The organism is Thermoanaerobacterium calidifontis (assembly GCF_055381745.1).
Window position 1 is genome coordinate 2141184 of the sequence record NZ_AP042436.1, and the last position, 13853, is coordinate 2155036.

A 13853-nucleotide genomic window follows, 5' to 3' on the forward strand; every position below is an offset into this window, starting at 1 on the left:
TAAAATTTAAAATAAGGGATATCCTCCGATATCCCTTTATGACACCTTCTGCTTTAAATATGCGTTGATAAAGTCGTCTATCTCCCCATCCATAACAGCATTTACATTGCCAACCTCAAAATTCGTCCTATGGTCTTTAACCAGCGTGTAAGGTTGAAATACGTAGGACCTTATCTGATTTCCCCAACCTGCTTCTTTGTGCTCGCCTTTTAAGTCTTCTATTTTTTCCTTCTGCTCTTTTATCATCATATCCATCAATTTTGCCTTAAGCATCTTCATCGCAGTTTCTCTGTTTTGCATCTGCGATCTTTCTGTCTGACACTGCACGATAATGCCCGTTGGTATATGAGTTATCCTGATAGCCGATTCTGTCTTATTGACGTGCTGACCACCTGCACCAGATGACCTGTAGGTATCTATCTTCAAATCCTCAGGCCTTATATCCACCTTAATATCATCGTCTATCTCCGGCAAAACTTCAACAAGCGCAAATGAAGTATGCCTCCTTCCGGCAGCATCAAACGGGGAAATCCTGACTAACCTGTGAACACCTGCTTCGCTTTTAAGATATCCATACGCGAAAGGACCTTTTACCATAATCGTCACGCTTTTTACACCGGCATCATCACCAGGCAAGTAGTCTACCGTCTCCACATCGTAATTTTTCGATGACGCCCACCTCATATACATCCGCAAAAGCATCTCAGTCCAATCCTGCGCTTCTGTACCACCTGCACCTGCGTGTATAGAAAGGATGGCATTGTTTTTATCGTAAGGCCCGCTTAGCAGCGTCTTTATCTTCATGTCGTTTACCTTTTTGGAAAGAGCTTTGTACTCCTCGTGGACTTCCTGTGAAAGGGATTCATCCCCTTCCTCCAAACCCAATTCGATAAGGGTATGAAGATCTTCCCACTGCTTTTCCAAAGCCTCGTATTCTGAAATAATCTCTTTTAAATCTTTCTGCTTTTTTGAAAGCTCTTGAGATTTCTCTAAATCACTCCAAAAATCAGGCTCCGACATCTTTTTGTCAATCTCTGCTACTTCTCTTTTCAATCCTTCGATGTCAAAGAGAAGCCCCCATTTCTTTTATAGTATCTATCATGTTCAAAACTTCTGTCTTATAATCTGCTAACACTCAATCATCTCCTTCTAAAATTTTTAAAGATTTGCTCCACAGCATTTCTTGTACTTCTTACCACTGCCGCATGGGCATGGATCATTTCTTCCAACTTTCTTTTTCTTGACTACAGGCTTCTTCGGTTCATCGCCACTTTGATTTGTAGCGATAGGCTTAGCCACCTGCTCTCTATGTGGCATATTGTCATTTCTTATCTCTATGTGGTACAGGAACTTCACCGTATCTTCCTGTATAGAATTCACAAGATCCTCAAACATCTCATATCCTATTTTCTTGTACTCTATGACAGGATCTACTTGTCCGTAAGCTCTCAATCCTATGCCTTGGCGAAGCTGATCCATCTCGTCGATGTGATCCATCCACCTCGTATCCACAACTTTTAAGAGGACTATCCTTTCTATCTCTCTCATCTGTGGACCTATTTGCTGCTCTTTTTTCTCATACTGCCTTACAGCTTCTTCATATATTATATCTGCAAGCATCTCCTTATCGAGCCTACCAAAATCAACATCTATTACTACGCTGTCTTTTTCCAAAAATAAATCGTAAAGATGATTCAATAATCCCTCTATGTCCCACTCTTCAGGATATTTGCTACCTGCAGTGTAGATTTCCACATTCCTTCTTATGATGTCTTTTACCATGTCAAGGATGTACTGCCTTAAGTCTTCTCCTTCTAATACCTTTCTTCTCTCTTTGTATATTATTTCCCTTTGTTTATTCATTACATCATCGTACTCAAGGACATTTTTCCTGACATCGAAGTTTATGCCTTCAACTTTCTTCTGTGCTTGTTCTATCTGTTTTGTCAATATCTTATGCTCGATAGGCTGATCGTCTTCTATGCCTAAAGTATTCATCATGTTTTTTATTCTCTCAGAGCCAAAAAGCCTCATAAGGTCATCCTCGAGAGAAATGTAGAAACGGGACTCTCCAGGATCGCCTTGACGTCCAGAACGCCCTCTCAACTGATTGTCTATTCTTCTGGACTCGTGCCTTTCTGTGCCGATTATATACAATCCACCCAGTTTAACAACTTCTTCATGCTCTTTTTCCGTTTCCTTCTTTATCTCATTTAAAAGCTCCTGGTATCTCTCTCTGGCCTTTACAAGTTCTTCGCTGTGCAATGGTCCGTATCCAGATGCTTCATTTATGACATCTGGAGAATATCCTTCTTCAATCATCTTTTTCTTCGCCAAAAATTCGGGATTGCCGCCTAAAATGATATCAGTACCACGCCCAGCCATGTTTGTAGCTATCGTAACAGCGCCTTTTCGTCCTGCTTGCGCTATAATCTCTGCTTCCTTTTCATGGTACTTAGCATTTAAAACTTGATGCTTTATGCCCAGTTTCTTAAGCATATTGCTTAATTTCTCTGATTTTTCAATGGTAATAGTACCCACAAGTACAGGCTGTCCCTTTTTATGATGTTCCACTATATCTTCAACGACAGCCTTAAATTTTGCTTCTTCCGTCTTGTATATGACATCAGGATGATCTATCCTTATCATCTCTTTATTGGTAGGTATTACCACAACATCAAGACCATATATAGCTCTGAATTCCTGTTCTTCGGTAAGAGCAGTACCAGTCATACCTGCTAATTTATCGTACATCCTGAAATAATTCTGAAAAGTGATTGTGGCAAGAGTCTTGCTTTCTCTCTCGACTTTTACGCCTTCTTTGGCCTCTATTGCCTGATGCAGACCTTCGCTGTACCTCCTGCCAAACATAAGCCTTCCAGTAAACTCATCTACTATTATGACTTCTCCGTCCTTTACAACGTAATCCTTATCCCTTTTCATTATGGCATGTGCTTTTAAAGCCTGATTTATATTGTGGGAAATCTCTATATTTTCAAGATCAGCCAGATTATCCAAATTAAAAAACTTCTCAGCTTTTTCCACACCTTTTTCAGTCAAGCTTACTACTCTGGCCTTTTCATCTATTGTATAATCTTCTTCATTTTTCAAAGTTCTTACAAAAGCATCGGCTCTTTTATATAGATCCGTAGACTTTTCGCCAACGCCAGAAATGATAAGCGGTGTTCTGGCTTCATCTATCAATATGCTGTCGACCTCATCCACGATTGCATAATTTAGATGCCTTTGCACCATTTCCTCTTTATATATCACCATGTTGTCTCTCAAGTAGTCAAAGCCAAACTCATTGTTTGTACCGTAAGTTATATCAGCAGCGTAAGCTTTCTTTCTCTCCTCTGAGTCCATATCGTGAAGTATGACGCCAACGCTTAAACCCAGAAATTCATATATTTTACCCATCCAGTCACGATCCCTCTTAGCAAGGTAGTCGTTAACTGTGACGATGTGAACTCCCTTTCCTTCCAAGGCATTTAAATAGGCTGGCAGTGTCGCAACAAGCGTCTTTCCTTCACCAGTCTTCATCTCAGCTATTCTGCCTTGATGTAGTACAATACCACCTATTATCTGCACTCTGAAATGTTTCATCTTAAGCGTACGCCATGCAGCCTCTCTAACGACTGCAAAAGCTTCCGGCAATATATCGTCAAGGGTTTCTCCATTTTTAAGCCTATCCTTAAATTCCTGAGTCTTGCCTCTTAGCTCATCATCTGAAAGCTTTGACATCTCTTCCTCGTATGACAAAACCTCATCTGCTATAGGTTCTATTCTCTTTACTTCTCTCTCACTGTAACTGCCAAATATCTTTTCCAAAACTCCTAACATTAACTCACCTTCTCAAGGTTATTATCATTCAAGTATATATTATATCATTATATCGTGACCATATCAAGGAAATGAGGTATTGTCCTTAAATATAAAAAGATCCATGTTATTCTAATTGTCTAACATGGATCTTTAATTTCTCAATTTAGCGGATGTGCCTTTATGTATTCACCGTATTTTTTGTCTACTTTGCTTATATGGTTTATAAGCCAATCGACTAACTTGCGGTTTAAAGTGGTTATTATTGATACGCTGACACCATTCTTTTTAACGTCGTTTTCTATTTCTTGTATGTCACTTACAAATTTCTCGTGAAGCTTTTTATGCTGAGGCAATTCCGGGTATTTGTATTTTTCTAAAAGTCTTTCTTCATCGCCAAAATGTTTCACTGTGTATTCTCTTAAAAATTCCAGTATCTCATAGACTTTGTCTTGGCCTTGTTGCTTCATACACGCGTCAAAAACATCGTTAACCCTATTGAAAAGTTCTTTGTGTTCCTCATCTATCATGTCTATGCCGACAGACAATGACTGCTGCCACTTTATCACTTCAAATCCCCCTCTCGAAAATTCTTGTTACATAATAATTATAATATATATTTATTCGACAAAAAATCCTTTTTCTTTAAGTTTTTTTTCGATTCTATCTAAAACTTCTTTTGAATCAGCTTCTACAGTATGCAGATGAACGCCTTCTGTCAATGATGACAAAAGGGTTGCTTTAGCATTTTTCACGCTTTCCATAAATCTTTCAACATCATACCGAGATGAAATCATCAATAGTCCTCTTATTTCGCCATAAAGTGGATGTTCGACAATCACGTCTAAGACTTTTCCTCCGTTATCCACAATAGTATTCAGTTCTTCCTCAGTTCTATCAAAATAATGTTTGCTTGCAATTACTTTTGTATATTTGCCTTTATCGCTTGAGCTTAATATGTAGCCTTGCGGAGTAGACAATATCTTTATGCCCTCTGCTCTTAATATGGCTATGTCTTGCACAATTACCTGCCTCGTAACACCCAAAACATCCGCCAATCTATTGCCTTTTACAGGTTCTTTCTCTGCTTTTAAAATCTCTAATATCTTATCTCTTCTATCTGCCGAATTCATCCATCTACACCTCTTAAAGTCACAAAATGCACATTTATATTTTAACTCTCTTAGAGGCATTTATCATGGCATTTGAAACCATCAGAAAAATTCCTGTAGCTATAAATAAGTCACCTACGCTGAAAGTCTTTGGAAGAGGATATGGCTTTGGCAGGTAAAGAACATCACACAAAAATTTTAGCTTCGTAGATGAAGTCATGGCTTGATGAGTCGGAATGATGTTTTTTGTAAGCTCAGGCACTAAATAGCCGATACCTGCCGCTTTAAGAGAATTAATCGATACAGGCATCCTTCCACCATTTGCAAAAATGACTATGAAATTTAAAATGATGCCTACGGCTATTATTCTCATATATTTGTTATGTCGATTGTACCACAGTCCTATAAAAAGCATCAAATAATCCAAAAAATGTATGTACGCTCTATACGTCATTATGATTGGGTATTTATCCGTTAAATTAAGCACTCCAAACTCAAGTCCAAAGCCAAGTATAAAAAAAATAGGCATTTTTATATCTATGTCGGCAATGCCGCTTATTTTCCCTCTCCTTAATAGAAAACCGTATATAAATGAAGCGCCAAGAGAATCAAAAATCATGTTTGAAATCCTCCTTGTTCTTTTCGTATGCCTTTTTAAATAGCTTTATTACTCTCGGGCTAAACTGCGTACCTTCATTATCAACTATTATCTTGTACGCTTCTTCTCTCGTGTAGGCGTTTCTGTAAGGCCTATCTGATACAAGCGCATCAAACACATCTGCAATGGCCAGTATCTCTGCCTCCAGTGGTATCTGCCTCCCGCTTATCCCATCAGGATAGCCATTTCCATTGTACCATTCATGGTGATACCTAACCCAATACCTTACGTTTTTTAAAAAAGGCACATCTTTCAATATCTCATAACCGCTTACAGGATGCTGTTTGATATGGTCGTATTCTTCTTTTGATAGTTTTCCAGGTTTGTTTAAAATATTTTCAACAATGCCTATCTTGCCTACGTCATGCAAAAGCGCAGCTATACGCACCATTTCAGTGTGTGCCTCGCTGAATCCAGCTTCTCTGCAAAGATAAACGGCTAATTTCTCAACGCTTTTAGAATGTCCCAAAGTATACCTATCTTTAGCCTCTAATGCTTTTGTAAGGGCATTTATGGTGTCATAGTAAGACTGTTTAAGCTCCATGTATAGTTTAAACATATATCTAACCATCAACAGTGGTACAAAAAAGATTACCAAAGAAATATATCCATAAGCAACAAATGTAAATGCCATTAAAATACCTATAAATGCTAAAAATAAGAAATTTGTTACCATCCAACTAAAATCTTTGAGCCACGTCTTTATAAAAGATTTACTTAATAGTAACGAAACTAATACAGTTACCAATATATTATTTAAAAAATAATATACTATTGCAGCAACAATAGCTTGCAAAATATAATTTGGATATACCAAAGTGCCTGTTTTACCACCTAAATATTTATATATCAGACCACCTAACCCAACGCTAATAGCTATTTGAGAAATATTAAATAAAGTCTTATAATATGGTTTATTAAAAACACATTCAATACTGTTATCCCTTTTTTTTACAATTTCTAAAAGATATCCTAATGTCCCTATTATGGCTGCTTCATATGGACCAAATATTAGTAACGCCATTAAATCAATAGCGTATCCAACCGAAACAGTTACCTGCTTATTAATATATATAGGCAATGATTCTGTTATTGCAGCAATTAGTCCAAAAACAATAATTTCTCCAATGTAATTGTAGTTTATGTTTAATATAGAATATATTATAAATGTTATACCTATTGTTGTTATTAATGTAATATACACTTTTGTTTTATTATTAAGCATTATATCCTCCCCAAAATTCAAAAATTACCACCCAAACCTTAATTCCATTGTAAGTTTGCTCCTCCAGCAAGTGCTAATGCCAATAAAGCAAGAAGTACTTTTATGATTGTTGCTTTTTTCATCCTGAAACCCTCCTTTACCAAAGATGCTCTCAAGCTTCTCAAGCTTCAGGCGAAACGCTACGCTTAATAAAGGTTTGGGTAAAAATAAGCTATTTAATTATCGACTGTCGAAATGACACGCCTGTTTAAAGCGTCTAATGTCGCTTTTACAAGTGCTTCACCTTCATCTTTTTTTACGATGCTGGAGCCTACAAGAAGCTCCTCTCCTTGAGGTGTTGCATGTGTCACTGCGACTATGGCTATACGCTTTTTGGCAAAAGAATATATATCAACATCTTCTAAAATGAGATTGTGATCATCTGGAAGTATTTTGGATACACACTCAAGTGTGGCATTCACGATTATCCTGTTTTTGTTCCTCTCTGTATTTACACCTTTATATACACCTTCATACATTTCAGAACCCTTTGTAAGGACAACGGTTGCTTCTAAGTTCACTCCATTGTTGGCAAACGTTAAATTTGTAAAAGCAATCCTCTCATCGTTATAGTATCTGCCACTTGTCTCCACCTGTGCGACACTAATTATCTTGTAGTTTACATCTACTTTGAACTCAGCCATTAAAACCGATTGTACATCTCTTGCAATCTGCTTCGCATTTCTTGATGTATCAGCTAAAACGTGAATCTCCGCAATCTGTCCGTTTTCAGCTATAACTCTACTTGATATTACACTTTGTACCCTATTTATCAATTCTTCCATAGAATTGATAACTTCTTTTGTAAATTCAATCAACGTGCTCACACTCCATTTTTTCAATCAACTTTTACACATACAGGAATAATATTCTACAAAAAATTCTATTTTCCTTCTTTATCGCATAAAAAAATTGAGGGTTTTTTTAACCCTCAATTTTATTTTCACATTGTCGGCTCTATCAATCCATATTTACCGTCTTTTCTCTTATACACTACTGTAAAATCGTCTGTCTCGGAATTCGTAAATACGAAGAAATTATGTCCTAAAAGATTCATTTGAAGTATAGCTTCCTGAACCGACATAGGTTTTACAGCAAATCTCTTAGTCTTTACAACTTCAAACTCCGATTCATCCTGAACATCATTTTTTATGTAATCCTGTTGAACATCAAATCTTATAGAATCTGGTGTAAAATTGTTTTTCAGTTTCGTCTTGTACTTTAATATTTGCTTTTCAAGCTTATCAACGACATTATCTATCGAAGCGTACATATCGTCGCTTACCTCTTCAGCTCTAAATATCATCCCTCTAAAAGGTATCGTAACCTCTGCAATCTGGTTATTTTTCTGAACACTCATGACGACACGTGCTTCTGTGTCATCCGCAAAAAACTTCTCTATCTTGCTTAAACTCTTTATAGCTGCATTTCTAAGTCCATCTGTTATAGCCATGCCATTTCTACCGCTTACTGTAATCCTCATACAATACAACTCCTTTCTTTATGTCTATATTATTATAATTCTACATGAAATCTAATATTCCTGCATAAATTCTTATTAATATTTTGCGAATTTTGCAAAATATAATGATAAATAAAAAAGGGTGCTTCTGCACCCGGTAAAACTTACAGTATTTTGCTGAAAAATTCTTTTGTCCTTGGACTTTTAGGATTGGCAAAAAGCTCTTCAGGCGAGCCTTCCTCCACAATCACTCCGTCATCTACAAAAATGACTCTATCTGCAACCTCTCTTGCGAAGCCCATCTCATGTGTCACTACTACCATCGTCATGCCTTCATTTGCCAGCTCTTTCATGACATTCAATACTTCCTTAACCATCTCTGGGTCCAGTGCAGATGTAGGCTCATCAAAAAGCATCACATCTGGCTGCATAGCCAGTGCTCTGGCAATAGCAAGTCTTTGCTTCTGACCTCCAGATAGCTTCACAGGATATGCATCTCTTTTGTCTTCCAGACCAACTTTCTTTAACAATCTCATTGCAATATCCTCTGCAGTTTTTTTGTCCATCTTCTTTACTTTGATAGGAGCCAGCGTTATATTGCCGATAGCCGTCATATTCGGAAATAAATTAAAGTGCTGAAAAACCATGCCGACTTTTTGACGTATCTTATTTATATCAGCTTTTTTGTCGTTAATTTTTTCCCCTTCGATGTATATGTCACCTTTTGTCGGCTCCTCAAGAAGGTTTATGCACCTTAATATAGTGCTTTTCCCAGAACCACTTGGACCGATTATTACCAAAACTTCACCTTTTTTTACTTCTAAGCTTACACCTTTTAAGACTTCTAAATTGCCAAATCTTTTATGGAGGTTATCAACGCGTATCACCTGTCCTTAACCTCCTTTCAAACTTGCTTAAAAGCCTTGAGAATACCAGTGTCATCACAAAGTAAATAGCTGCTATTATTATAAGCGGCTCAAATGCCCTGTATGTGACACTTGATACTATCTCTGCTTGCCTTGTAAGATCTGCAAAGCCTATGACAGACACTATAGACGATTCTTTCAACATTACGACAAATTCGTTGCCTAAAGCCGGCAAAATATTCTTTATTGCCTGGGGAATTATGACGTACCTCATCGCCATGCTGTGGGACATGCCTAAAGAGCGAGAGGCTTCCATCTGTCCCGGATCCACTGCCTGAATGCCTGAGCGTATTATCTCCGCCACATAGCCTGCACTGTTCATAGAAAGGGCTATTATGCCTACTACAAATCCAGGGAATTTTATGCCAAATTGAGGCAAACCGTTGTATATAATGAGTATCTGCACCAAAAGAGGTGTGCCTCTTATTATCTCAACGTATGCTGAGCCAATAAAGCTCAATATTTTCACGCTGGACATCTTCATCAAGGCAACAATCAATCCCAATACAGCGCCTATTGCCACAGATATAATAGTAAGCTCTATTGTCATTATAAGTCCATTTATAAAAAGCTGTGTGTATTGTGGCATACTTGAAAAATCAAGATTCATTAACCTTTTTTTCTCCTTTCAAGAGGCTTTATTTTCCCATCCATTTATTTAACATTTTTTCGTATTCGCCGCTGTCTTTAAGCTCTTTTATTACGCTATTTATCTGGTTTACCAGATCCTGATTCCCTTTTGCGACAGCAACCGAATATCCTGGCACAGCTTCATTTATCTCTTTTATGTGAAGCATCTTCATGTCTTTATACTCTTTTAAGTATGCATCTGCAATTGTGCTTTCCATTAATATAGCATCTACCCTGCCGTTTTCTAATGATAAAAATGCATCGCCTAATCTATTTAGCTCTTTTATGTCTATTCCTTTTATCTTCTTAGCCGCATCATCAGACGTAGTTCCAAGCTGTACAGCTACCGTCTTGCCTTTCAAGTCATTTAAGTTATTTATACTACTGGAATTTTTCACGACTAAAACCTGCTCAGAATTATAATACTCATCAGAAAAATCAACGTTTTTCTTTCTCTCTGGTGTGGCATTCATGCCTGCAATAGCCATGTCAATCTGACCACTTTGAAGAGCTGGAATAAGCCCTGTAAAATCCATATCTTTTATCTCTAGTTTTACTCCTAATTTTTTAGCAATTGCATTAGCTAGATCCACATCAAAGCCCATTATTGTGTCTTTACCATTGACAACTTTGTGAAATTCAAACGGTGGGAAATCGGCACTGGTACCCATGACGATAACCCCTGATTTTTTCACTCTGCTTAGCGTAGACTGTTTCGAACAACCGCTTAGTGCGATAGACATAATAGTGATAAGAATTAAAGATATTATCAACCTTTTTTTCAATTTTTTCTCCTCCCGACAATAGATAATTTACTAAATAATTATACTATCACATGCATAATATTGCAATATATTTTTTAACACATCAAAAAATTTTCTGGTGGAAAAATGATTAAAGGGCATCCCTTTTGGAATGCCCTCAATAATCCTCTTTACTTCTTGCAAAAGTGAAGGGGATTACTTATTTGCTCCAGCAACTCTTCCTCTCCTGGAGTTAAATTGATTGTTTCTCTGCTTTTTAGCATCTCTGCATGATTTGCACCTTACTGGCGCATTTTGAAAGCCTTTCTGAGCATAAAATTCTTGTTCACCGGCAGTCCACACGAATTCTGCCCCACAGTCTTTGCAGACCAATGTCTTGTCTTGATACATAATAAATAATCCCCTCACTTTGACATTTATTTACTGTATAGCCAATTAGACTATACAGTAATATTATACCACCGGCTAAAAGTTTTATCAATAAATTTTAAAATTTTAAAAATTGCATAATTATTACCACATAAACATTTAGCGCTTTTTATCCACAAAATAGCTGCCAGGTGTGTAATACTTAAGATACTCTATATATCCTTTTTTCCCTTTTGATATGTCGCTTATTTTTTCTTCAAGATTTTTAAAAGCGCAGTTTATATCATCTAAATTTTTATCTTCAACTTCTTTTATTTTTTCTAATGTGCCTTTTATATCTATCAGTATTCCCTTTAACACGCTTTTATCTGCACTATTGCTGGGCGTATTAAAAATGCTGTCAATCCTGTTTACTTTCTTGTACAGATTGTACATAGGCAAAAATTCACTGTCTATCTCATCAATGCTTGCTATGATTTCTTGTTTTTTCTCCAATATGTTTTTTATGTCATCAAGCCTTTGTGAATTTATGGCCATGTTTAACTGATTATTTAGTTGAAGCATTTCGTTTAAATAATTTAATTTTTTTTCAGCCAACTCTATCAATTTTTTTACATCGCTTACCATACTATATCAACCTTTAGAATAAACTTTTGCTCGAACTTTTCCCATCGCTTCTCCCCATGTATCTCTAAGCTCTGTTATCAAAGATATCACTTCGTCTAACGGCTTTTTATCTTTTTTTAAATTGGCATCTATCAGCCTTCTTGAAATAAAATCATAAATGCTGTAAAGATTTTTCGATATATCATACTGCATGTCAAGAGTCGCCATAAGCTCTAATACTATGTCCTGCGCTCTTGTTATGCTGTTATGAGCTTTTTCGATGTTTTTATCATCTATCGCTTGTTTCGCTTCATTTGCAAAGCGAATAATTCCATTGTAGAGCATCAAGACCAATTCTTCCGGACTTGCTGTCATGACAGAATTTCGCTTGTACTCCATATACGGATCAATCATTTATCAATTCCCCTTCCTGTTTAAAGCAAAGAATCTTTATCCATTAAGCTGCTGACTTAACCACTGGCTTTGAGAATTCATCTGCGACATGTACGTCTCTAATTGCGTAAACTGATCATAATACTGTTGCTCTAATGTATTTAGCTGATCTTGCATGTCAGACATCCTTTGGTTTATATCGTTAATCTGCTGACCCAAAAAGCTATTATCATATAGCTGATACTGCCCCCCACCAGCTTCTTGCGTTATAGAGTTTATGCCATTATTTACTATGTAGTAAAGCCTTGCAGCAATACCATCGTTTGAGCTTGAACCAGGTGTAGCATTTACATCCGTAGTAGATTCCGTTATTTTTGTGAAAAGATCCATTACCTCTTGAGGATTATTTTGTATCGCATTTTTAAGTTTTGTATCATCTATATAAAGCTTACCGCCTTCATACCATTGACCTGTAGTTATCCCTATAGAACTCAATGTCATCTGTGTACCGTCAGTAGCTGTTACAGTGCCTGATATGGCATTTCTCATGCTGTAATATATGGATGTAAGGTTGTCATTTCCACTTAAATCACCGCTTCTGGCTTTCTGTTGCCATGCGGTAATGTCGTCTTGGCTCATCTGCTTTTTCTGATCATCTGTCAATGGCTGATAGTCATAATACCTTTGCTCTGTCAATTTTGAATTTATAGTTGTGATCACGTCGTTATACGCATCAACGAAACTCTTTATGCTATTGTATATGGTATCTGTATCCGTCTGAACAGAGAGGGTTGTTGAACCTATACCTGTAAGATTTATATTGATACCTGCAACAGATACATTGTTTGTCGAAGTAGTCATGTTGACTCCATTAAATGAAAATGAAGCATCTGTACCTTGAGAAAATGGCAAATGAAGATTATTCAACAAAAAATCATAATCTCCAGATATACTAACCTGTGAACCATTTTTGCTACTTATTGTTATAACACCATTGCTATCAACACTTGCATTTACAGAAGAAACATTGTTGTTTATATCACTAATTATACTATTAATATCTTCATTAGTTGATATATTTATTTGTGTACCATTTATTGATATGCTTGTACCACTTCCAGTATATGTAGTATACGCTGCTGTTCCAGTGTATGAACTGGAATTGAAACCTAATTTCAATGTGCTTGTCAAGAATGTAAGTCCTGTAGAATCTGTACCGCTAAAATCAATCTTTGAACTTGAACCTGTTGAATTTGTTATTAAGAATAGTCTATCTGTGGTCGTATCATAAGTCGCATTAACGTGGGTTGTACTTGATACGCTATTAATTGTTGAAACAATATCGTTTATGGTTGATCCTGCTTTGAATGTAATACTATTGTTATTTAATCGAATTGTGACATCCGAGCTTATTAAAGGATTATAAGTCACACTACCATCAGAATTTTTCGTGTAAGCACCAATGGCAGCAGTGCTGGCAGAAGTTGCTCCTGTAGCCAGTTGATTTACAGTTAATTGATATGTCCCATTTACAGCATTTACACCCGCTGTAGCCGTCGCAATTGAGGTATTTGATGAAACTGTTTTTGCAAGATATGTCCCTTGTAACTTCATGCTAAACAGTGTATTGTCCCTTAGTGTCAAAAGCTTTGTATTTATATCCTGAAGATCCTGCTGCTGCCACTGAAGCCACTGCTTTTGCTGCTCCAATTGATAAAGGGGCTGACTCGCAGCCTGCATAAGCTGACTCACGATTTGATCAGTATTAATTCCTGATGCAAGACCGCTTATTCTCAGTAAGTTGCTGGTAGTAGAGTTTTGCATTGTAATAGGATCCATACTACACT

Annotated in this window: 15 protein-coding genes; all 15 read right to left on the reverse strand. The window is 36.8% G+C overall.

Annotated features, from left to right (window positions below):
- Positions 1 to 36 precede the first annotated feature (36 nt).
- A protein-coding gene (gene prfB, locus ACZ42G_RS11220; RefSeq protein ID WP_240495752.1) for a peptide chain release factor 2 occupies positions 37 to 1135 on the reverse strand; the annotation gives its coding sequence in 2 pieces (ribosomal slippage) (positions 37 to 1065 and positions 1067 to 1135; 1098 coding nt in all).
- A 23-nt stretch (positions 1136 to 1158) separates the two neighbouring features.
- A complete protein-coding gene (gene secA, locus ACZ42G_RS11225; RefSeq protein WP_464850469.1) occupies positions 1159 to 3843 on the reverse strand; it encodes a preprotein translocase subunit SecA in 2685 nt (894 codons plus the stop codon).
- 140 nt (positions 3844 to 3983) lie between these two features.
- Positions 3984 to 4388 carry a bacteriohemerythrin gene (locus ACZ42G_RS11230; protein WP_464852165.1) on the reverse strand — a complete coding sequence of 135 codons (405 nt, stop codon included), beginning with the start codon at positions 4386 to 4388 and terminating at the stop codon, positions 3984 to 3986.
- Positions 4389 to 4442: 54 nt separating this feature from the next.
- A complete protein-coding gene (locus ACZ42G_RS11235) occupies positions 4443 to 4955 on the reverse strand; it encodes a 3H domain-containing protein (RefSeq protein ID WP_464850470.1) in 513 nt (170 codons plus the stop codon).
- Between the two features lie 34 nt (positions 4956 to 4989).
- On the reverse strand, positions 4990 to 5553 hold the full coding sequence (locus ACZ42G_RS11240) for a DUF5317 domain-containing protein (protein WP_464850471.1): 564 nt from the start codon (positions 5551 to 5553) through the stop codon (positions 4990 to 4992).
- The gene (locus ACZ42G_RS11245) at positions 5543 to 6817 is read right to left on the reverse strand and encodes an HD-GYP domain-containing protein (protein ID WP_085111856.1); all 1275 of its coding nucleotides are present in this window, start codon (positions 6815 to 6817) and stop codon (positions 5543 to 5545) included. Before ACZ42G_RS11245 ends, ACZ42G_RS11240 begins: the two co-directional genes overlap by 11 nt.
- Before the next feature lie 215 nt (positions 6818 to 7032).
- A complete protein-coding gene (locus ACZ42G_RS11250) occupies positions 7033 to 7674 on the reverse strand; it encodes a hypothetical protein (RefSeq protein ID WP_085111693.1) in 642 nt (213 codons plus the stop codon).
- Positions 7675 to 7799: 125 nt separating this feature from the next.
- Positions 7800 to 8339, reverse strand: coding sequence for a ribosome hibernation-promoting factor, HPF/YfiA family (hpf, locus tag ACZ42G_RS11255; RefSeq protein ID WP_085111694.1), 540 nt, complete (start codon positions 8337 to 8339; stop codon positions 7800 to 7802).
- Between the two features lie 143 nt (positions 8340 to 8482).
- A complete protein-coding gene (locus ACZ42G_RS11260; protein WP_464850472.1) occupies positions 8483 to 9205 on the reverse strand; it encodes an amino acid ABC transporter ATP-binding protein in 723 nt (240 codons plus the stop codon).
- The gene (locus ACZ42G_RS11265; RefSeq protein ID WP_013787448.1) at positions 9192 to 9854 is read right to left on the reverse strand and encodes an amino acid ABC transporter permease; all 663 of its coding nucleotides are present in this window, start codon (positions 9852 to 9854) and stop codon (positions 9192 to 9194) included. The genes ACZ42G_RS11260 and ACZ42G_RS11265 overlap by 14 nt, the downstream gene beginning before the upstream one ends.
- A gap of 28 nt (positions 9855 to 9882) precedes the next feature.
- The gene (locus ACZ42G_RS11270; RefSeq protein WP_464850473.1) at positions 9883 to 10659 is read right to left on the reverse strand and encodes a basic amino acid ABC transporter substrate-binding protein; all 777 of its coding nucleotides are present in this window, start codon (positions 10657 to 10659) and stop codon (positions 9883 to 9885) included.
- A 174-nt stretch (positions 10660 to 10833) separates the two neighbouring features.
- Positions 10834 to 11028 (reverse strand): zinc-ribbon domain-containing protein, encoded by a 195-nt coding sequence (locus tag ACZ42G_RS11275; RefSeq protein WP_014759476.1) that lies wholly within the window; start codon positions 11026 to 11028, stop codon positions 10834 to 10836.
- 138 nt (positions 11029 to 11166) lie between these two features.
- Positions 11167 to 11634: a flagellar export chaperone FlgN gene (gene flgN, locus ACZ42G_RS11280; protein ID WP_464850474.1), complete on the reverse strand. Its 468-nt coding sequence runs from the start codon at positions 11632 to 11634 to the stop codon at positions 11167 to 11169.
- Positions 11635 to 11640: 6 nt separating this feature from the next.
- On the reverse strand, positions 11641 to 12027 hold the full coding sequence (gene fliS, locus ACZ42G_RS11285; RefSeq protein ID WP_013788616.1) for a flagellar export chaperone FliS: 387 nt from the start codon (positions 12025 to 12027) through the stop codon (positions 11641 to 11643).
- Between the two features lie 36 nt (positions 12028 to 12063).
- Positions 12064 to 13845: a flagellar filament capping protein FliD gene (fliD, locus tag ACZ42G_RS11290; RefSeq protein WP_464850475.1), complete on the reverse strand. Its 1782-nt coding sequence runs from the start codon at positions 13843 to 13845 to the stop codon at positions 12064 to 12066.
- Between the last annotated feature and the right edge of the window lie 8 nt (positions 13846 to 13853).